Below are 20,097 nucleotides of genomic sequence, written 5' to 3'. Positions count from 1 at the left end.
GTGGATCGAATGCGCATCGGGCATACGCAAACGGATTCAATGACCCTCGGGCTGTGTGATGAAAAGAAAAGCTTCAAAAGGCGGAGTGGCGCTGATGTCGATCGGCGCGGCTTTGAGCCTGTCAGGCTGTAATTTAGATGTACTAAATCAGAAAGGAAGCGTAGGCGCTGCCGAAAAGGCGCTGATCGCGACGTCCACCTGGGCGATGCTGATCGTCGTCGTGCCGGTGATCCTGCTCACGCTGTGGTTCGCGTGGCGTTACCGCGCGTCGAACCGCAACGCCACCTACGCGCCGAACTGGTCGCACTCGACCGCGATCGAGGTCGTGATCTGGACGGTGCCGACGCTGATCATCCTGTTCCTCGGCGTGCTCACGTGGAAGACCACGCACGAGCTCGACCCGTACAAGCCGCTCGAGTCGTCGGTGAAGCCGATCGACGTCGAGGTCGTCGCGCTCGACTGGAAGTGGCTGTTCATCTATCCGGAACTCGGCATCGCGTCGGTGAACCAGCTCGCGATTCCCGTCGGCACGCCGGTGAACTTCCGCATCACGTCGGATTCGGTGATGAACTCGTTCTTCATCCCGCAGCTCGGCGGCCAGGTCTACGCGATGGCCGGCATGCAGACGCGCCTGCACCTGATCGCCGACGAGCCCGGCAACTATGCGGGCACGTCCGCCAACTTCAGCGGCCGCGGCTTCTCCGACATGAAGTTCCGCACGCTCGCCGAGCCGCGCGAACAGTTCGATGCATGGGTGCAGAAGGTGAAGGCGTCGCCGGACCGGCTCGACGCGACCGTGTACGGCACCGTCGCGCAGCCGAGCGAGAAGGCGCCCGTGCGCTACTTCTCGTCGGTCGATCCGCGGCTCTTCCACAACATCATCGCGAAATACAACGATGGCCACGTCCTCGACCTGAAGGACGCCGCCTGCGGCACGAAGGGGTAACGCATGTTCGGCAAACTCACACTCTCGGCGATCCCGTTCGATCAGCCCATCATCATGGGGGCCGGTGCCTTCATGGGGCTGGTCGTGCTGGGCATCCTCGCCGCGCTGACGATCACCGGCCGGTGGAAATGGCTGTGGACGCAATGGCTGACCACGGTCGACCACAAGAAACTCGGCGTGATGTACATCATCGTCGCGCTGATCATGCTGCTGCGCGGCTTCGCGGACGCGATCATGATGCGCATGCAGCTCGCGCTCTCGTACAACGGGCCCGGTTACCTGCCGCCGCACCACTATGACCAGGTCTTCACGGCACACGGCGTGATCATGATCTTCTTCATGGCGATGGTGTTCATGGTCGGCCTGATGAACCTGATCGTGCCGCTGCAGATCGGCGCGCGCGACGTCGCATTCCCGTTCATCAACTCGCTCTCGTTCTGGATGACGGCCGTCAGCGCGATCCTGATCAACATCTCGCTCGTGATCGGCGAGTTCGCCCAGACGGGATGGCTCGCGTATCCGCCGCTGTCGGAGCTGCAGTTCAGTCCGGGGGTAGGGGTCGACTACTACCTGTGGGCGCTGCAGATCTCGGGCGTCGGCACGCTGCTGACCGGCGTGAACTTCTTCGTGACGATCATCAAGATGCGCGCGCCGGGCATGACGCTGATGAAGATGCCCGTGTTCACGTGGACCGCCCTCTGCACGAACGTGCTGATCATGGCGTCGTTCCCGATCCTGACCGCGACGCTCGCGCTGCTCGGCCTCGACCGTTACCTCGGCATGCACTTCTTCACGAACGAAGCCGGCGGCAACGCGATGCTGTACCTGAACCTGATCTGGGCATGGGGTCACCCAGAGGTGTACATCCTGATCCTGCCGGCGTTCGGCATTTTCTCGGAAGTCATTTCGACGTTCGCGAAGAAGCCGCTGTTCGGCTACAAGACGATGGTGTACGCGACCTGCGCGATCATGGTGCTGTCGTTCCTCGTGTGGCTGCACCACTTCTTCACGATGGGCTCGGGTGCCAACGTGAACGCGTTCTTCGGCATCATGACGATGATCATCGCGATCCCGACCGGCGTGAAGGTGTTCAACTGGCTGTTCACGATGTATCGCGGCCGGATCGAATTCACGACGCCCGTGCTGTGGACGATCGGCTTCATGGTCACGTTCACGCTCGGCGGCATGACCGGCGTGATGATGGCGATCCCCGGCGCGGACTTCGTGCTGCACAACAGCCTGTTCCTGATCGCGCACTTCCACAACGTGATCATCGGCGGCGTGCTGTTCGGTTATCTCGCGGGCTTCAACTACTGGTTCCCGAAGGCGTTCGGCTTCAAGCTGAACGAGAAGCTCGGCAAGGCGGCGTTCTGGTTCTGGCAGATCGGTTTCTACGTTGCGTTCGTGCCGCTCTACGTGCTCGGCTTCATGGGCATGACGCGCCGGATCAACCATTACGACAACCCGGCCTGGCATCCGTGGCTGCTGGTCGCCGCATTCGGCGCCGTGCTGATCGCGATCGGCATTGCATGCCAGCTGCTGCAACTGGTGGTCAGCATCCGCAACCGCAACCTGCCCGAGTATCGCGACACGACGGGCGATCCGTGGGGCGGCCGCACGCTGGAGTGGGCGACCTCGTCGCCGCCGGCCGACTACAACTTCGCGGTGATCCCGCACGTGCGCACGCTCGACGCGTATGCGGACATGAAGGCACACGGCGAAGGCCGGCCGAACCCGGCCGCGATTCGCGACATCCACATGCCGTCGAATACCTGCGCGGGCCTCGTGGTCGCGATCTTCAGCCTGGTGCTCGGCTTCGCGCTGGTGTGGCACATCTGGTGGATGGCGATCGGCGGGCTCGTCGGGATCGTCGCGACGCTCGTGATCTACAGCTCGCGTGACAACGACGGCTATTACATCCCCGCGTCGACGGTGCGGAAGATCGAAGACAAGCAGCCGACGAAGCGCGTGGCTGCGCGCGTCGACGACGTGGAACTGGAGGCCAACTGATGTTGCAGAAAACCTTGAGCGCAACCCTGCTCGAGCACGACGACCATCCGCCGTCGCATTCGGTGTTCGGGTTCTGGCTGTACCTGATGACCGACTGCGTGATCTTCGCGGCGCTGTTCGCGACGTTCGCGGTGCTCGGCCAGCAGTATGCGGGCGGCCCGACCGCGAAAGACCTGTTCGATATCCCGGGCGTCGCGGTGGAAACGGGCGCGCTGCTGCTGTCGAGCATCACGTACGGTTTCGCGATGCTCGCTGCGTACAAGCAGCGGCGCGGCGCGCTGCTCGCGTGGCTCGCGGTGACGTTCGTGCTCGGCGCGGCGTTTCTCGTGATGGAGCTGCGCGAGTTCTCGCACCTGATCGCGGAGGGCGCAGGCCCGCAGCGCAGCGCGTTCCTGTCGGCGTTCTTCACGCTGGTCGGCACGCACGGGCTGCACGTGACGGCCGGCCTGCTGTGGATGATCGTGCTCGCCGGGCAGATCGTGTTCCGCGGCGGCGACCTGACCGATCGCGACCTGCGACGCCTGACGTGCCTGAGCCTCTTCTGGCACTTCCTCGACATCGTGTGGATCTGCGTGTTTTCCTTTGTCTATCTCGCGAGCGTGATCTAAATGGCCCATTCGCATTCGTCTCAACTCGAAGAAGGGCACGGCAGTGTCGGCGGCTACGTCGCCGGTTTCATCCTGTCGGTGCTGCTCACGGCCGCGTCGTTCGGCCTCGTGATGGGCGGCGTGCTATCGCCGCACGCGTCGCTGGTCGCGCTGGCGGTGCTCGCGTTCGTGCAGATCGTCGTGCACCTCGTGTACTTCCTGCACATGAACGGCTCGTCGGGCCAGCGCTGGAACGTGATGGCGTTCAGCTACACGGTGCTGACCGCGGCGATCCTGATCGTCGGCACGCTGTGGGTGATGCACAACGTCAGCATGAACATGATGTCGCGCTGAGCGGCAGCAAAGCGCAGCGATCGATATCCATGCGCGTTCACGAACAAAAGGCGGCACGCGAGTGCCGCCTTTTGTTTTTCCGGGCCGTGTTGTGCCGGGCAGCGGGATCAGTGCCGTGCGCCCGCATCCGCCGTCAGCGCATGCGTGCAGTCGGCGCGGTACTCGGCGGCGAGCCGATCTTTCGCACCATCGAGATCGTCGGGGTAATACGGGCTCGCATGCGCTGGCTCGTAGCCGACCTGTTCGAGTTCGGTCAGCTCGCGCACGAGGTCCGTATGCGTGACGCCGTGACCGGTGTGGACGAACGGATACGCGTTGCATTCCTGCGGCGTCAGGTGCGGTGCCGCGAACGCGGCGGTGCTGGCGCATGCGAGCAGCATGCAGGCGACGGTAGTCGACAGTTTCATCCGGTAGCTCCTGGTTGCGCGGCCCGATGCCGCATGACGCCAGCGTAGGCGGCGCGCACGACGGGGCGGGCGACGCACGGATGAAACATGTTTCACGCGTGCGCCTCCGCACCGGATGAAGCATTTTTCATGTAACGCCGAACGGCGATCAGGGCGTCTACGATAGTCGCGGGCGCCTCGCGTGCGCCCGTCATGATGTTCATTGCGAGGGCAACCATGCGAGTACTGACGGTCGAGGATGATGCGGTGACCGCGAACGAAATCGTCGGCGAACTGACCGCGCGCGGGTTCGAGGTCGACTGGATCGACAACGGCCGCGAAGGCATGCTGCGCGCGATGAGCGCGTCGTACGACGCGATCACGCTCGACCGGATGCTGCCGGGCGCGGACGGCCTCGCGATCCTGACCGCGATGCGCACGGTCGGCATCGATACACCGGTGCTGATGCTGAGCGCGCTCGGGGATGTCGACGAGCGCATCCGCGGGCTGCGCGCGGGTGGTGACGATTACCTCACGAAGCCGTTCGATTCCGGCGAGCTGAGCGCCCGCATCGAGGTGCTGCTGCGTCGCCGGCAGGCGTCGGGCGTGCCGCAGCAGACGCTGTTGAAGGTCGGCCCGCTCGAACTCGACCTCATTTCGCGCTGCGCGCGTCGAGGGGCCGACGAGATTCCGCTGCTGCCGACCGAGTTCCGCGTGCTCGAATTCATGATGCGCAATGCGGGGCAGACGATCACGCGCACGATGCTGTTCGAGACCGTGTGGGGCTATCACTTCGATCCCGGCACCAACCTGATCGACGTCCACATGGGCCGGTTGCGCAAGAAGATCGATCCGCCCGGCGCGACCCCGATGATCCAGACGGTACGCGGCTCGGGCTACATGCTCGCATGACGGAGGCGCGGATGGATGCGGCTCGCGCGGCGAACTTCACGCGCCGCTGGCACACGACGACGTTCCGGTGGCTGTGCGCGTATGCGGCGATCTTCTCGGTTTCGCTGCTCGTGCTCGCGGGCGTGATCAGCGTGGCCGCGACGCACACGATGGCGCGCGACACCGACGAGGTGCTCGCGTGGCAACTGATCTATTTCGATTCGATTCCCGATGCGGAGCTGCCGCTCGCGATCCACCGGAGGCTCGAGCACGAGCACATGCATACCAGTTTCTACGGGCTGTTCGACACGAACGGGCGCCGCGTGGCCGGCGACATCGCGACGCTGCCCGCGCTGCGCACGGATCGCCACGGACGCACGCTGAACCGCACGCTTGCGCCGCTCGACGGCCAGCCCGCGCCGATCACGCGCGCGATGGCGGTACGCCGCGACAACGGGATGACACTGGTGGTGGCACGCGACCTGTCGCATTTCATCCAGATCCGCGATGTCGCGATCCGCGGGCTCGTGATCGGCGGCGTGATGATCCTGATCGCGGGCATCGCGGGCGGCAGCATGCTCGGCATGCGGCAGATGCGCCGCGTCGCCGCGATCCGGCGCGTCACGCGGCAGATCGCCGAGGGCGATCTCGGCAAGCGGCTGCCGGTCGGACGCTACGACGAACTCGACCTGCTCGCGCATCTCGTGAACCACATGCTCGACGAAGTCGAGCGGCTGATGGGCGAGGTACGCCATACCTGCGACGGCATCGCGCACGATCTGCGCACGCCGCTCGCACGCGTGCATACGATGCTGGCGCGGCTCGCGGAGCAGCCGTTTTGCGCGGATGATCCCGCGTCGTCGGCATTGCTCGCGTCGGCGCGCGACGAGACCGACCGCTTGCTCGAGCGCTTTCGCGCGATGCTGCGGATCTCCGAGATCGGTACGTTGAGCCGGCGCGGAGGCTTTGCCGCGGTCGACGTCACGGCCTTGCTGCGCGACGTTTGCGAGCTTTATGAACCGCTGGCCGAAGCCGTCGACGTGTCGTTCGAACTCGCCGCGACATCGGTCGACCGCATTCACGGCGATCGCGCGTTGCTGTTCGAGGCATTCAGCAATCTCGCGGACAACGCGATCAAGTTCACGCCGCCGGGCGGCCGCGTGCGCGTCGCGCTCCATTCAACGCCGAGCGGGCCGCTCGTGCGGATCGAGGACACCGGGCCCGGCATCCCGCCCGGTGAACGCGACGCGGTGCTCGAGCGTTTCTATCGGGGCGAGCGCACGCGCCATGTGAGCGGCTCGGGGCTTGGGCTGAGCATCGTCTCGGCGGTGATGCGCGTGCACGGCTTTGCGCTGCGAATCGGCGATGCACCGCTGGCCGGTGCGGCGATCACGGTCGAATGCTGGCCGCGCTCGCTCGCATGACGGCGTCGGGGAACGAACGATGCGCATCCTGCTGATTTCTCCGCCGAACCCGGAGGCCGCGCGGCTCGACAAGGCATTTCGCGAGAGCACGCATGGCGTCGAGCGCGTTGACGAATGGCGCGACGGCTGTTTCGTGGCGGAGCAGGACCGGTTCGATGCCATCGTGATCGTTGCGCCCGACACGGCCGCCGCCCCGGTGATGCTCGAGGCATTGCCGCGACTCGCCGCATCGGCCGGCGGCGCGACGCTTGCCGCGATCGTTGCCGGCACGACACCTGCGCAGCGCGCACGGATGTTGCAGGCCGGTTGCGATGTGTGTCTTGCCCATCCCTGTTCGTTCGTGGAACTGCACGAGCGGTTGCGCGCGCTGTGGCGCCGAACTGGCGTAATCGGGATGCGCGAGCCGGTCCGGCTCGACACGGCCACGCGCGCACTCGAGGAGCGTGGCCGGAGGCTGGCGCTCAGCACGCGGGAATTCCGTCTCGTCGAATGCCTGCTGCGGGAAGCGGGGCGACCGGTCGGACGCGACGCCGTGCTGCGTTATGCATGGGGCGATGCCGACGTCGAACCCGAGACGGTCAATGCGCTGGTCGTGCGATTGCGGCGCAAGCTGGCCGCACACGCGTTTTCCGCGCGCATCGAAACGGTCGCGCGATTCGGGTTCAGGTTCGACGCGGGCGGATGACGATGCGGGATCGCGCCGGGCTGGTGGAGGGTGCGCATGCCGCGCGTCGCGCGGCAGGCTCGAGTGCGTGCGGTCAGTGCGAATAGAGTTCGCGGTTGAGCTGCGCGAGCTGGCCGTCGTGTTCGGCGCGGACGAGTTGGCGATACACCTGCGCGCGTGTCAGCGGCGTGGCCGGCCGTGCGTTCCATGCCGGTTGGGACGACGACGGTGCGGTCGCGGTCGCGGCGAACGTCCGCGGTGCAGTCGCGGTGTCGGGCTGCGTTGCGCTGGCCCGGCCGGGCAGCGCGACACACAGGGCGGAGAGCAGGGTGGCGAACATCAAAGTCCTCATGGCGTGATCCTTGTCGAAGGTCGGAGGAGACCGGTGTCGCGGATGCGATACCGGCCTGAAACACGTTATCGGGTGCGCCCGTGCGGGCGCCGGGCGCGCCGATGAAGAAACGTTCATGAACGCGCGTCGTGCCAGCCGCCGCCGAGCGCGCGCACGAGCCCGACGGATGCTTGCAGGCGTCGGGCGTCGACGTCGAGCGCCGCGATCTGCGTATCGAGTTCGGTCGTCTGCGCGGTGACCACGTCGAGATAGCTGACCGCGCCGTCGCGATAGCGCGACATCGCCAGCGCAAGCGAATGCCGCGCCGCGATGAGTGCCGCGTTGTCCTGGTCCGATTCGTCGCCGAGGCGGTGCAACTGGGCAAGATCGTCCTCGACGTCGCGGAACGCCTGCAGCACGACCGCGCGGTAGCGCGCGCCCTGTTCGTCGAACTGCGCGCGCGCATGGCGTACGCCGGCGGCACGCCGGCCCCCGTCGAACAGCGTCATCGCGAGACGCGGCCCGATCGACCAGATCGCGTTGGGCGCGGCGAGCCAGGGCGAAAACGTATCGCTCTGGAACCCGGCGTCGAGGCCGAGCGACAGGTCGGGAAAGTACGCGGCGCGTGCGACGCCGATCCGCGCGTTCGCGGCCGCGACGCGGCGTTCGGCGGCGGCGACGTCGGGCCTGCGTTCGAGCAGGGTCGACGCGAGTCCCGTCGGAATCGACGGCACGCCCGGCAGCGCAGCAACGGGCGGCAGCAAGAACGTCGACGCGGATTCCCCGACGAGTGCCGCGATCGCATGCTCGTCGAGCGCGCGACGCGCGGCGATGTCGGACGCACGTGCCTGGGCGAGCGCGAGTTGCGTTTGCGCACGCGAAACGTCGAGTCCCGATGCGAGGCCGCCGTGATGGCGGCTGACCGTCAGTTGCCACGCACGGCGGTATGTGTCGATCGTCTGCGCGAGCGTGTCCGCTTCACGGTCGAGCCCCGCAAGGTCGAAGTAGGTGCTGGCGACGCCGGCCTGCAGGCTGAGCCGGACCGACGCGAGATCGTCGTCGGCCGCCTGCGCGTCGTCACGACCGGCCGCGACCGCGTTGCGGACCTTGCCCCACAGATCGACGTCGTAGCCGAACCCCGCTTCGAGCGAGTTCGACTCATAGGTATCCGGCTGACCGCTGCCGCGCAGCGGCCGGCGCGCGGACTGACGGTCGCGGTCGGTCTCGGCATCGATCCCCACGGTCGGCAGCAATGCCGCATGCGCCTCGTCGAACAGCGCGGCGGCTTCATCGTGCCGCGCGACGGCGGCGGCCAGGTCGGGATTCGCGCGCGCGACGAGCGGTTCGAGCCGGTCGAGTGTCGCGTCGCCGTACACGCGCCACCAGCCGTCACGCGGCAGGCGATCGGCTGGTACGGCATCGACCCACGCGCCCGTTTCGCGAAACGCGGTCGGTACCGGAACGGCCGGCGCGCGATAGGCCGGTGCCAACGAGCAGCCGGCGAGCAGTGCGATGCTGCCCAGCCACACAGCGAGCAGACGGTCAGCCATGCGCACGCTCCGTCGCCGCGGTGCCGGCGATACGCACGGGGTCGCCATCCGCGAGCGAATCGGGTGGATTGTCGATCACGCGGTCGGCGGCCGCGAGCCCCGATGCGATCTCGACGCGCGTGCCGAGATCGGTCGCGATCGATACGTTGCGCAGCCGCGCATGCCCGGTGGCATCGAGCACGGCGACTTGCAACCCGTCGTGGCGGAAGATCAGCGTGCTTGCCGGAATCGACAGCGCATGCGCGGCGCCGGGCATCGCGATCCGCACCTGCGCGTACTCGCCCGGGAACAGCGTGCCTGCCGGGTTGGCGATCGAGAACTGCGCGAGCAGCGTGCCGGAAGCCGGATCGATCGATTGGGCGGAATCGGCGAGCGTGGCGTCGAACGTCATGCCGGGCCGCTCGGGCACGGTCAGCGCGACACGCATGCCTGCGCGGATCGCGGCCGCGTCGTCTTGCGGCACGTGGACGTACAGCCGCAGCCGCCGCGCGTCCGAGACGGTGAAGAGCTCGGCGCCGTTGCCGCTGCCGGCGTCGATCAGTGCGCCGACATCGGTCTTGCGGGCCGTCACGATGCCGTCGAACGGTGCGGTGAGCCGCTTGAACGATTCGAGCGCTTCCAGCCGCCGTACATTGGCGGTGCTCGCCGCGACGGCCGCGCGTTTCGCGTCGAGGTCGCTGCGTTTCTCGTCGGCCTCCTGCTGCGAGACGGAATCCTGCGCGAGCATCTCGGTCCAGCGGGCGGCCGTGACGGCCGCAAGCCGTTCGTTCGCGGTCGCGCTCTCCAAGTCGGCACGTGCCTGCTGCAACTGCTGGTCGAGATCGGGCGTGTCGATCGACGCGAGCAACTGGCCGGCTTTCACATGCGCGCCGATGTCGGCGTACCACGCGTGCAGGTAGCCGGGCACGCGCGCGTAGATCGGCGCGTCGACGTACGCGTCGAGCCGGCCGGGCAGCACCAGCGCGTCGGCCGCGGCCGGCTGCGGCGCAACCGTCGCGACGGTCGGGATGGCCTGTTGCACGGTCCAGGCGGCGACCGCGTGCGCATCGTGCATGCGGGCGACGAGGCCGGCCGCCGCGACGGCGAGCGCGGCGATGGCGCCCGCGATCGCGAGCGGTTTCAGATAGCGCGGCGTGCCAGGGGGGCGGACGTCGAATTCAGTGGACATGCTGTTCTCCCGGAGTGAGGGGCAGGGATTCGGAACGGGGCGCGCGATCGCGCCGGTGGACGAGACTGAACACGACGGGCACGAACACGAGCGTGGCGACGGTCGCGCACAGCAGGCCGCCGATGACCGCACGGCCGAGCGGCGCGTTCTGCTCGCCGCCGTCGCCGAGACCGAGGGCCATCGGCGCCATGCCGATGATCATCGCGAGTGCGGTCATCATCACAGGCCGAAAGCGCGTGAAGCCGGCCTCGAGCGCGGCGACCGCCGCATCGGCGGTGTGCGCGAGCCGTTCGCGCGCGAAAGTCACGACGAGGATGCTGTTCGCGGTCGCGACCCCCATGCACAGGATCGCGCCCGTCAAGGCCGGCACCGACAGCGGCGTGCGCGTGACGAACAGCATCCAGACGATGCCGGCGAGTGCCGCGGGCAGGCCGCTCACGATCACGAATGCGTCGCGCCACGAATGGAAGTTGACGACGATCAGCAGGTAGATCAGCAGGACCGCGCCGGCGAGGCCCGCGAGCAGCCCGCCGAATGCGCCGTTCATCGTCTGTACCTGGCCGCGCACGGTCACGCGCGATCCCTTGGGCAAGCCGGCCGCGCTCGCGCGCAGCACGCGTTCGATGTCGGCGCTGACCGCGCCGAGATCGCGATCCTGCGTCGTCGCGAAGATGTCGTACAGCGGGGCGACGTCGTAGTGCGACACCACTGCGTCGGTCTGTCCGCGCACGATCGTCGCGAGGCCGCCGAGCAGTTGCGGCGCGCCCGAGCGGCCCGTGACGGGCAGCGCGCGCAGGTCCGACAGCGACGTCATCCGGTACTGGGGCGTCTGCGCGACGATCGGATACGACACGCCGTTGTGCGGATCGAGCCAGTAGGTCGGCGATACCTGGCTCGTGCCGGACAGGCTGGCGACCACGGCATTGGTGACGTCCTGCTCGGTGATGCCGAGTTGCGCGGCCCGCGTACGGTCGACCGATACGGTGAACTGCGGATAGGTCGACGCCTGCTGCACGCGGGCGTCGGCCACCCCCGGCACGCTGCGGATGCGCCGCAACAGCTCGGTCGCATAGGCGCGGTTGGCGGCGCGATCGGGGCCGGTTACCTGCACGTCGATCGGCGCGGGCGCGCCGAAGTTGAGGATCTGGCTCACGATGTCGGCGGGCAGGAACGAGAACGTCACGCCAGGAAACGCGCGCGGCAGCAGCGTACGCAACTGCTTGACGTAGTCGGCGGTCGGCGCGTGGTCCCCCGTGAGCGACACGAGGATATCGCCGTCCTGCGGGCCGATCGTGCCGCTGTTGCTGTACGTGAGGTTGATCCCGCTGTTCGGCAGCCCCATGTTGTCGACGATGCTCGCGATCGCGTGGGGCGGCACGACGCCGCGTACCGTCTGCTCGACGTGGTCGAACAGCGCGGCCGTCTCCTCGATGCGCGTGCCGATCGGTGCGCGCACGTGAATCGCGATTTCGCCCGCGTCGACCGACGGGAAGAAATTGCGGCCGAGCCAGGGCACCAGCACGAACGACACGGCCACCGCCGCGAGGAACAGCGCGACGAAACGTGCGCGGTGGACGAGTGCGAGGCCGAGCACGACGCGGTAGCCGGCGCGCAGTGCGGCGAAGCGGCGCTCGAACCCCTGCTGGAACGCCACGAGCGGATTGCGCGCGCGTGGCGGCGGGAAAGGCGCGCCGTGCGGCGCGAGTGCGGCCGCCGGATGCGCGGCATGCGGTTTCAACAGGTAACGGGCCATCATCGGCACGAACGTGCGCGACAGCACGAACGACGCGATCATCGCGAAGATCACGGCTTCGGCCATCGGCACGAACAGGAAGCGGGCCACGCCGTCGAGCAGCAGCATCGGCACGAACACGATACAGATGCACAGCAGCGACACGAAGGCCGGCGCGACGATCTGCGACGCGCCGTCGAGGATTGCATCGCGCACCGCCTTGCCCTGTTCGAGGTGCCAGTTCACGTTCTCGATCGTGACCGTGGCATCGTCGACGAGAATGCCGACCGCGAGTGCGAGCCCGCCGAGCGTCATCACGTTGAGCGTCTCGCCCGCGGCCGCGAGCGCCGCGATCGCGGCCAGCACGGCGAGCGGAATGGACGCGGCGATGATCAGCGTCGAGCGCCAGCTGCCGAGAAACAGCAGGATCATCGCGGACGTGAGCGCGGCGGCGATCAGGCCTTCGCGCGCCACGCCGCTGACGGCGCCCTTGACGAACACGGACTGGTCGCCCATCACGACGAGCCTGAGCGACGGCGGCAGGGTCGCCTCGATGCGCGGCAACTGCGCCTTGACGCCCGAGATGATGTCGAGCGTCGACGCCGAGCCGCTTTTCAGTACGCTCATCAGCACCGCGCGCCGGCCGTCGACGCGCACGATGTTGCCCTGCGGCGGATAGCCGTCGCGCACGTGCGCGACGTCGCGCATGAAGATCACCGCGCCGTTCACGCTCCGGATCGGCAGCGCATTGAGCTGGTCGATGGTCAGCGGGCTGTCGTTGAGCCGGATGTTGTACTCGAAGCCGCCGATCTTCTGCGTGCCGGCCGGGATGATCTGGTTCTGCTGCGCCAGCGCGGTCGCGACATCCTGCGCGGACAGCCCCTTGGCCTGCAGCGCCTGCGGATCGAGATCGATCTGCACCTGGCGCACCTTGCCGCCGTACGGCGACGGAATCGCGACACCCGCGACCGACAGCAGCTGAGGCCGGATCACGTTGGTCGCGTAGTCGCCGAGCTGCTGTTCGTTCAGCGTGTCGCTCGTCAGCGCCAGTTGCAGCACGGGCACGGTCGATGCGTTGTAGTTGAGGATCTGCGGCGGCGTGGTGCCCGGCGGCATCTGCTTGAGCACGGTCTGCGAGATCGACGTGACCTGCGCGGTCGCGGTGCGGATGTCGACGCTCGGCTGGAAGAAGATCTTGACGATCCCGAAGCTGCGGAACGATTGCGACTCGATGTGCGCAACGTCGTTGACCGTCGTGCCGAGCGTGCGCTCGTAGTAGGTGACGATGCGTCCGGCCATGTCGGCCGGTTGCAGGCCCGCGTAGTTCCACACCACGCTGATGACCGGAATCCGGATGTCGGGGAAGATGTCGGTCGGCGTGCGCAGCGCCGCGAGCGGCCCCGCGATCAGGATCAGCAGCGCGAGGACGATGAACGTGTAGGGGCGCGCGAGCGCGAGTCGGACGAGTTTCAGCATCGGCGAGGTCTCCGCCGGCGCGGGGCGCCGGCCTGTCAGCGAAGTGCCGAAGCGCGGCGGGAGCCCGGTTCGGCTCGCGCAGTGTGCGTGGCGCCGCTTAACGCGGGGCGCGGGGCAGGATGAAAGATGTTTTAGGAATGGTCCGTGAGGGGCCGGACGGGCGCCGATTGTTACAAGACGTTAGCGCGGGCTTCTCGTTGCGATGCCGCGCATCAGTTCTTACAAAGTGGAAATATGCGGGGACGGCGCTTGCCGTTATAGTCGAATCACACATGAAACAACCAGAAGAGGAATCCATGAAGACCTTGCGTGTTGCCTCGCTCTTGACCGGTATGACGGCCTTGTTCGTGTCGGGCGCAGCAATGGCGGGAGTCAATGTCGGGATCAATCTCGGCGTTCCGGCGCCGGTCTACGTCGCGCCCGCACCCGTGTATGCGCCGCCGCCTCCGCCGCCGGTCGTCTATCAGCCTGCGCCGGTCTACGCGCCCGCCCCGGTGTACGCACCGGGACCGACCGTCGTGATCGGCTGGCACGGCGACCGCTACTGGGACGGCCGTCGCTACTGGGGCCGTGACGAGTGGTACCGCCGTCACGGCCGCGGCTGGGGCGATCGTGGCGATCGCGGCCACTGGGACAGCGGCCGCCACAACGGCTGGCGCTGATCGGCAGGGCGCGCCCGCGTGACGCGCGCCCCCGATCCGCTCGTGAAGAAACCGCCCGCGTGGCGGTTTTCTTTTGGCTCGCCGGCTTGAATGGGTAGAATCGTCCCTCGTTACTACCCTCATTCGACCGACAGGGCCTCTATGACGAAGGGTTCGCCCCGGGCCGCCGCCGCGCGCGTCCGCCGTGCGATACGAACTGCCGGCCGCACGGCCGTGGTGTTCGTGCTGCAGGCGGTGCTGGCCGCGACCGCCGCGCACGCGGTCTACGCCATTGCGCAGTACGGCGAGCCGAAGTATCCGCCGGGCTTCAGGCATTTCGACTACGTCAACCCGGATGCGCCGAAGGGCGGCACGCTGGTGCTCGCGAACCCGAACCGGCTGACGTCGTTCGACAAGTTCAACCCGTTCACGATGCGCGGCAATTCCGCGCCGGGCCTCGACATGCTGTTCGAGAGCCTCGCGACCGGCAGCTCGGACGAGCCGGCCTCCGCGTACGGGCTACTCGCCGACGACATCGACATCGCACCGGACCGCCGGTCGGTTACGTTCCACCTGAATCCGCGCGCGCGCTTCTCGAACGGCGAGCGCGTCACCGCCGACGACGTCAAGTTCTCGTTCGACACGCTGAAGAGCAAGCAGGCCGCGCCGCAGTTCGGCGCCTATTTCGCGGAGATCGCGAAGGCCGTGGTCGTCGATCCGGCCACCGTGCGCTTCGAATTCCGCAGCACGAACCGCGAATTGCCGCTGATCGCCGGCGGCGTGCCGGTGTTTTCTCGCAAGTGGGGCTTGCGCGCGGACGGCTCGCGCATCCCGTTCGACCAGCTCGCGTTCGAGCAGCCGATCGGCAGCGGCCCGTACCTGATCGACCATTACGACAACGGCCGGACGATCACTTACCGGCGCAATCCGACGTACTGGGGCGCCGAGCTGCCGGTGCGGGTGGGCACCAACAACTTCGAGCGGATCGTCTACAAGCTGTACGGCGACGGCGTCGCGCGGCTCGAGGCGTTCAAGGCCGGCGAATACGACGTGCTCGTCGAGTACATCGCGCGCAACTGGACGCGCCGCGACGTCGGCAAGCGTTTCGACAACGGCGAGCTCGTCAAGCGTGAATTCCGCCAGCACAACGGCGCCGGCATGCAGGGCTTCTTCATGAACCTGCGCCGGCCGCTGTTTCGCGACGTGCGCGTGCGCCAGGCGCTCGATCTCGCGTTCGACTTCGAATGGCTGAACCGCCAGCTGTTCTACAGCGGCTACACGCGTATGAACAGCTACTTCGCCGACACCGACCTGCAGGCAACCGGCACGCCCGGCCCGGGCGAGCTGAAGCTGCTGGAGCCGCTGCGCGCGCAGCTCGACCCGGCCGTGTTCGGTCCGATGGTCACGCAGCCGAACACGAATCCGCCGGGCTCGCTGCGCGCGAACCTGCTGAAGGCGCGCGCGCTGCTCGTGCAGGCCGGCTGGACCTATCGCGACGGCGCGCTGCGCAACGCGAAAGGCGAGCCGTTCACGTTCGAGATCCTCGACGATTCCGGCGCGGCGATGGAAGGGATCGTGGCGGCGTACCAGCGCAACCTGGCGAAGCTCGGCATCGACGCACGTTTTCGGACGGCCGATTACGCGCTGCTGCAAAAGCGCCTCGACGCGTTCGACTACGACATGACGACGATCCGCTTGCCGGGCGTGCAGGTGCCGGGCGCCGAGCAATACTCGCGTTACGCGAGCAAGTTCGCCGACGAGCCGGGCTCCGACAACTTCATCGGGCTGAAGTCGCCGGCCGTCGACGCGCTGCTGCACGCGCTCGGTACCGCGCAGACGCGCGAAGACCTGCTCGACGCGACGCACGCGCTCGACCGCGTGCTGATGCACGGCTACTACGCGGTCCCGCAGTGGTACAGCACGACGCACCGGGTCGCGTACAAGCGCACGCTTGCCTATCCGCAGACGCTGCCGCTGTACTATTCGGCCGAGGGCTGGGTCGTGTCGACCTGGTGGGCGAAGCCCGATCACTGACCCACGCCGCCCTGACGTCCAACCCCGCCTACCGATCGCGAGTCGACGCCCTATGTGGAGCTACATCCTCAAACGCCTGCTGCTGATGATCCCGACGCTCATCGGCGTGCTGACCCTCACGTTCGCGGTGATCCAGTTCGTGCCGGGCGGCCCCGTCGAACAGGCCGTGCAGGAATTGCGCAAGGGCGCGACGGAGCAGGGCGCGGTGCCGTTCGGGTTGCGGGCGCACACCGGCGTCGACGCGCAGCAGCTCGCGCAGCTCAAGGCGCTGTACGGCTTCGACAAACCGCCGCTCGAACGCTACTGGCTGATGCTCAAGCGCTTCGCGCGCTTCGATCTCGGCGACAGCTATTTCCGCCACCAGAGCGTGTGGTCGCTGGTCGTGCAGAAGCTGCCCGTGTCGATCAGCATCGGGCTGTGGACGTTCTTCCTCACGTACCTGATATCGGTGCCGCTCGGCATCGCGAAGGCGGTGCGCAACGGTTCGCCGTTCGACGTCGCGACGAGCCTCGTCGTGCTCGTCGGCTATGCGATTCCGGGCTTCGTGCTCGGCGTGCTGCTGCTCGTGCTGTTCGGCGGCGGCTCGTTCTGGCAGCTGTTCCCGCTGCGCGGGCTCACGTCGGACAACTTCGCGCAGCTGTCGCTCGTCGGCAAGGTGCTCGACTACCTGTGGCACATCGCGCTGCCGATCACGGCGTCGGTCGTCGGCAGCTTCGCGGTCGTCACGATGCTCACGAAGAATGCGTTCCTCGACCAGATCCGCCGGCAATACGTGCTGACCGCGCGTGCGAAGGGGCTCTCCGAGCGCAACGTGCTGTGGAAGCACGTGTTTCGCAATGCGATGCTGCCGCTGATCGTCGGCTTTCCGGCCGCGTTCATCGGCGCGTTCTTCACCGGCAGCCTGCTGATCGAGACGCTGTTCTCGCTCGACGGCCTCGGGCTGCTGTCGTACGAATCGGTCGTGCGGCGCGACTATCCGGTCGTGCTCGGCACGCTGTACCTGTTCACGCTGATCGGGCTCGCGACCAAGCTGATCTCCGATCTCTGCTATGTGTGGGTCGATCCGCGCATTCAATTCGACACCCTGGAGCGCTGACATGAAACCGTCCGTCTGCATGCCCGGCGTCACCGGGCGAGGTGAGCGATGAACCGGGCCGTCGTGTCATCCCGCATCGACGCGGCGCGCGCCCGCGTGTCGCCGTCGCCCGCGCGCCGCGTATGGCAGCGCTTCAGGCAGCAGCGCCTCGGCTACTGGAGCTTCGTGATCTTCTTCGTCGCGTTCGCCGCGAGCGTGGCGGCGCCGCTGTGGTCGAACGACAAGCCGCTCGTCGTGCGTTACGACGGCCAGTACTATTTCCCGCTGTTCCACGCGTATCCGGAGACGACCTTCGGCGGCGATTTCCCCACGCCGGCCGACTATCTCGATCCGTACGTGCGCAAGCGGCTCGAGGCGCCCGGCAACTTCGTCGTCTACCCGCCGAACCGTTACAACTACGACACGCTGAACTACTTCTCGAACGTGCCGAACCCCGCGCCGCCGTCGCGCGCGAACTGGCTCGGCACCGACGCGCAGGGGCGCGACCTGCTCGCGCGGCTCGTGTACGGGTTCCGCGTGTCGGTCGAGTTCGGGCTGATCCTGACCGTGATCGGCACGCTGCTCGGGATCGCCGCGGGCGCCCTGCAGGGCTTCTTCGGCGGGCGCATCGACATCGTCGGGCAGCGGCTGATCGAGATCTGGAGTTCGCTGCCCGAGCTGTACCTGCTGATCATCTTCGCGTCGATCTTCGAGCCGAGCTTCCTGCTGCTGATCGTGCTGCTGTCGCTGTTCGGCTGGATCGGGCTCGCCGACTATGTGCGCGCGGAATTCCTGCGCAACCGCACGCAGGACTACGTGCGCGCGGCCCGTGCGATGGGCCTCACGAACTGGCAGATCATCTGGCGCCACGTGCTGCCGAACAGTCTCACGCCGGTGATCACGTTCCTGCCGTTCCGGATGAGCGGCTCGATCCTCGCGCTCACGAGCCTCGATTTCCTCGGACTCGGCGTGCCGCCGCCAACCCCGAGCCTCGGCGAGCTGCTCGCGCAGGGCAAGGGCAACCTCGACGCGTGGTGGATCTCGCTGTCGACCTTCGGCGTGCTGGTCGCGACGCTGCTGCTGCTGACCTTCATGGGCGATGCGCTGCGCAACGCACTCGATACGCGGATCGCCGATTCGGTGCGCGCGGCGGGAGGCCAGCGATGAGCGAACCGGTCGTATCGACGCAGCACGAGCCGCTGCTGGCGCTCGAGCATCTGAACGTGCGCTTCGGCGACACGGTCGCGGTGGACGACGTGACGCTCGCGATCGGTCGCGGCGAGCGCGTCGCGCTGGTCGGCGAGTCGGGCTCGGGCAAGAGCGTGACCGCGCTGTCGATCCTGCGGCTGCTGCGCGACGCCGACGTGCGCGGCGCGATCCGCTTCGCCGGACAGGACCTCGTCGGCAAGAGCGAGCGCGAGATGCGCGGGCTGCGCGGCTCGGACATCGCGATGATCTTCCAGGAGCCGATGACCGCGCTCAACCCGCTGTATACGATCGGCGTGCAGATCGGCGAGACGATCGTGCTGCACGACGGCGTGTCGGCGGTCGAGGCGCGCAAGCGCGCGATCGCATTGCTTGCGCGCACGGGCATCGCGGAGCCGGAGAAGCGCGTCGACAGCTATCCGCACCAGTTGTCGGGCGGCCAGCGCCAGCGCGCGATGATCGCGATGGCGCTCGCCTGCCGGCCGCGCCTGTTGCTGGCCGACGAGCCGACCACCGCGCTCGACGTGACGATCCGCGCGCAGATCGTCGATCTGCTGCTCGAACTGCAGCGCGAGGAAGCGGAAAAGCGCGGGATGGCGATCCTGCTGATCACGCACGACCTGAATCTCGTGCGGCACTTCGCGGATCGCGTCGCGGTGATGGAGCACGGCCGGCTCGTCGAGAGCGGGCCCGTCGAGCGGATCTTCGCGGAACCCGAGCATCCGTACACGCAGCGGCTGCTGAACAGCCGGCCGCAACGCACGGTCACCCCGGTGATGCCGATCGCGCCCGTCGTGCTCGACGCGCAGCACGTGAGCGTGCAGTTCGCGCGCAAGCGGCCGGGCATCGCGGGCTGGTTCGGCTCGGTGCCGGTGACGGCCGTCGCGGACGTGTCGGTGTCGGTGCGGCAGGGCGAGACGCTCGGCATCGTCGGCGAATCGGGGTCCGGGAAGTCGACGCTTGCGATGGCGCTGCTCGGCCTGCAGAAGACGGCCGGCGGCACGATCGAATTCCAGGGGCGCGCGCTGTCGACCTATCGCGGCCGCGAACAGACTGCGCTGCGCTCGAACATGCAGGTCGTCTTTCAGGATCCGTTCAGTTCGCTTTCGCCGCGTCACACGATCGAGCGGATCGTCGGCGAGGGGCTCGAGCTGCATCGCCCGGACATGACGCCCGACGCGCGGCGTGCGAAGTCGCTGGCGGTGCTGCGCGAAGTCGGCCTCGACCGCACGGTGCTGCACCGTTATCCGCACGAATTCTCGGGCGGGCAGCGCCAGCGGATCGCGATCGCGCGGGCGCTGGTGCTGGAGCCGCGCATCCTGATCCTCGACGAACCGACGTCCGCGCTCGACGTGTCGATCCAGCAGCAGGTGCTGAAACTGCTCGCGAATTTGCAACAGAAATACAACCTCGGCTATGTCTTCATCAGCCATGACCTGGAGGTGATCGGGGCGATGGCGCACCGCGTCGCGGTGATGCAGGACGGGGCCGTCGTCGAGTCGGGAGAGGTGACCGATATCTTCACCAGGCCGTCACATCCTTACACACAAAAGCTGTTGAAAGCGGTCTGGAAAGCGTGATAGGCGGCCAATGGTCTGACCATCTCGATTGTATTTATTAAT

Annotated in this window: 17 protein-coding genes; 12 read left to right on the top strand and 5 right to left on the bottom strand. The window is 67.4% G+C overall.

What is annotated here, in order from left to right:
- The first annotated feature begins 58 nt into the window (after positions 1-58).
- Genes cyoA through cyoD form a run of 4 tightly spaced genes read left to right on the top strand, consistent with a single transcriptional unit; the run spans position 59 to position 3,897 of the window.
- Positions 59-946: a ubiquinol oxidase subunit II gene (gene cyoA, locus CFB50_RS11460; protein ID WP_089445899.1), complete on the top strand. Its 888-nt coding sequence runs from the start codon at positions 59-61 to the stop codon at positions 944-946.
- A 3-nt stretch (positions 947-949) separates the two neighbouring features.
- Positions 950-2,956, top strand: a complete 2,007-nt coding sequence (cyoB, locus tag CFB50_RS11455; protein WP_069248320.1) for a cytochrome o ubiquinol oxidase subunit I — start codon at positions 950-952, stop codon at positions 2,954-2,956.
- Positions 2,956-3,564: a cytochrome o ubiquinol oxidase subunit III gene (cyoC, locus tag CFB50_RS11450; RefSeq protein WP_069248319.1), complete on the top strand. Its 609-nt coding sequence runs from the start codon at positions 2,956-2,958 to the stop codon at positions 3,562-3,564. The genes cyoB and cyoC overlap by 1 nt, the downstream gene beginning before the upstream one ends.
- Positions 3,565-3,897, top strand: coding sequence for a cytochrome o ubiquinol oxidase subunit IV (gene cyoD / locus CFB50_RS11445; RefSeq protein WP_009692722.1), 333 nt, complete (start codon positions 3,565-3,567; stop codon positions 3,895-3,897).
- 107 nt (positions 3,898-4,004) lie between these two features.
- Here cyoD and CFB50_RS11440 read toward each other — a convergent pair whose 3' ends face one another.
- Positions 4,005-4,304 (bottom strand): DUF4148 domain-containing protein, encoded by a 300-nt coding sequence (locus CFB50_RS11440; RefSeq protein WP_089445898.1) that lies wholly within the window; start codon positions 4,302-4,304, stop codon positions 4,005-4,007.
- A 216-nt stretch (positions 4,305-4,520) separates the two neighbouring features.
- Between CFB50_RS11440 and CFB50_RS11435 the strand changes: the two genes are divergently transcribed.
- The 3 genes from CFB50_RS11435 to CFB50_RS11425 are packed head-to-tail and all read left to right on the top strand — an operon-like array spanning position 4,521 to position 7,283.
- Positions 4,521-5,195 carry a response regulator transcription factor gene (locus CFB50_RS11435; RefSeq protein WP_089445897.1) on the top strand — a complete coding sequence of 225 codons (675 nt, stop codon included), beginning with the start codon at positions 4,521-4,523 and terminating at the stop codon, positions 5,193-5,195.
- Between the two features lie 11 nt (positions 5,196-5,206).
- Positions 5,207-6,598, top strand: a complete 1,392-nt coding sequence (locus CFB50_RS11430; RefSeq protein ID WP_089445896.1) for a sensor histidine kinase — start codon at positions 5,207-5,209, stop codon at positions 6,596-6,598.
- A 19-nt stretch (positions 6,599-6,617) separates the two neighbouring features.
- Positions 6,618-7,283: a response regulator transcription factor gene (locus CFB50_RS11425; protein ID WP_089445895.1), complete on the top strand. Its 666-nt coding sequence runs from the start codon at positions 6,618-6,620 to the stop codon at positions 7,281-7,283.
- Positions 7,284-7,356: 73 nt separating this feature from the next.
- Here CFB50_RS11425 and CFB50_RS11420 read toward each other — a convergent pair whose 3' ends face one another.
- From CFB50_RS11420 to CFB50_RS11405, 4 genes are all read right to left on the bottom strand, one after another.
- Positions 7,357-7,614, bottom strand: a complete 258-nt coding sequence (locus CFB50_RS11420) for a hypothetical protein (protein WP_089445894.1) — start codon at positions 7,612-7,614, stop codon at positions 7,357-7,359.
- Positions 7,615-7,727: 113 nt separating this feature from the next.
- Positions 7,728-9,143, bottom strand: a complete 1,416-nt coding sequence (locus CFB50_RS11415) for an efflux transporter outer membrane subunit (RefSeq protein WP_089445893.1) — start codon at positions 9,141-9,143, stop codon at positions 7,728-7,730.
- Positions 9,136-10,311, bottom strand: a complete 1,176-nt coding sequence (locus tag CFB50_RS11410; RefSeq protein ID WP_089445892.1) for an efflux RND transporter periplasmic adaptor subunit — start codon at positions 10,309-10,311, stop codon at positions 9,136-9,138. Before CFB50_RS11410 ends, CFB50_RS11415 begins: the two co-directional genes overlap by 8 nt.
- Positions 10,301-13,519, bottom strand: a complete 3,219-nt coding sequence (locus CFB50_RS11405; protein WP_089445891.1) for an efflux RND transporter permease subunit — start codon at positions 13,517-13,519, stop codon at positions 10,301-10,303. The genes CFB50_RS11410 and CFB50_RS11405 overlap by 11 nt, the downstream gene beginning before the upstream one ends.
- Positions 13,520-13,815: 296 nt before the next feature.
- Between CFB50_RS11405 and CFB50_RS11400 the strand changes: the two genes are divergently transcribed.
- From CFB50_RS11400 to CFB50_RS11380, 5 genes are all read left to right on the top strand, one after another.
- On the top strand, positions 13,816-14,181 hold the full coding sequence (locus CFB50_RS11400) for a hypothetical protein (protein WP_089445890.1): 366 nt from the start codon (positions 13,816-13,818) through the stop codon (positions 14,179-14,181).
- Between the two features lie 141 nt (positions 14,182-14,322).
- A complete protein-coding gene (locus CFB50_RS11395; protein ID WP_089445889.1) occupies positions 14,323-16,194 on the top strand; it encodes an extracellular solute-binding protein in 1,872 nt (623 codons plus the stop codon).
- A 52-nt stretch (positions 16,195-16,246) separates the two neighbouring features.
- Positions 16,247-17,290, top strand: coding sequence for a microcin C ABC transporter permease YejB (locus tag CFB50_RS11390; protein WP_089445888.1), 1,044 nt, complete (start codon positions 16,247-16,249; stop codon positions 17,288-17,290).
- A gap of 48 nt (positions 17,291-17,338) precedes the next feature.
- Positions 17,339-18,436 (top strand): ABC transporter permease, encoded by a 1,098-nt coding sequence (locus tag CFB50_RS11385; RefSeq protein WP_089445887.1) that lies wholly within the window; start codon positions 17,339-17,341, stop codon positions 18,434-18,436.
- The gene (locus tag CFB50_RS11380; protein WP_089445886.1) at positions 18,433-20,055 is read left to right on the top strand and encodes an ABC transporter ATP-binding protein; all 1,623 of its coding nucleotides are present in this window, start codon (positions 18,433-18,435) and stop codon (positions 20,053-20,055) included. The genes CFB50_RS11385 and CFB50_RS11380 overlap by 4 nt, the downstream gene beginning before the upstream one ends.
- Positions 20,056-20,097 lie beyond the last annotated feature (42 nt).

This window comes from Burkholderia sp. AU33423 (genome assembly GCF_002223135.1).
Classification (GTDB): domain Bacteria; phylum Pseudomonadota; class Gammaproteobacteria; order Burkholderiales; family Burkholderiaceae; genus Burkholderia; species Burkholderia lata_D.
This window is presented reverse-complemented; position numbering and strand designations above follow the sequence as displayed.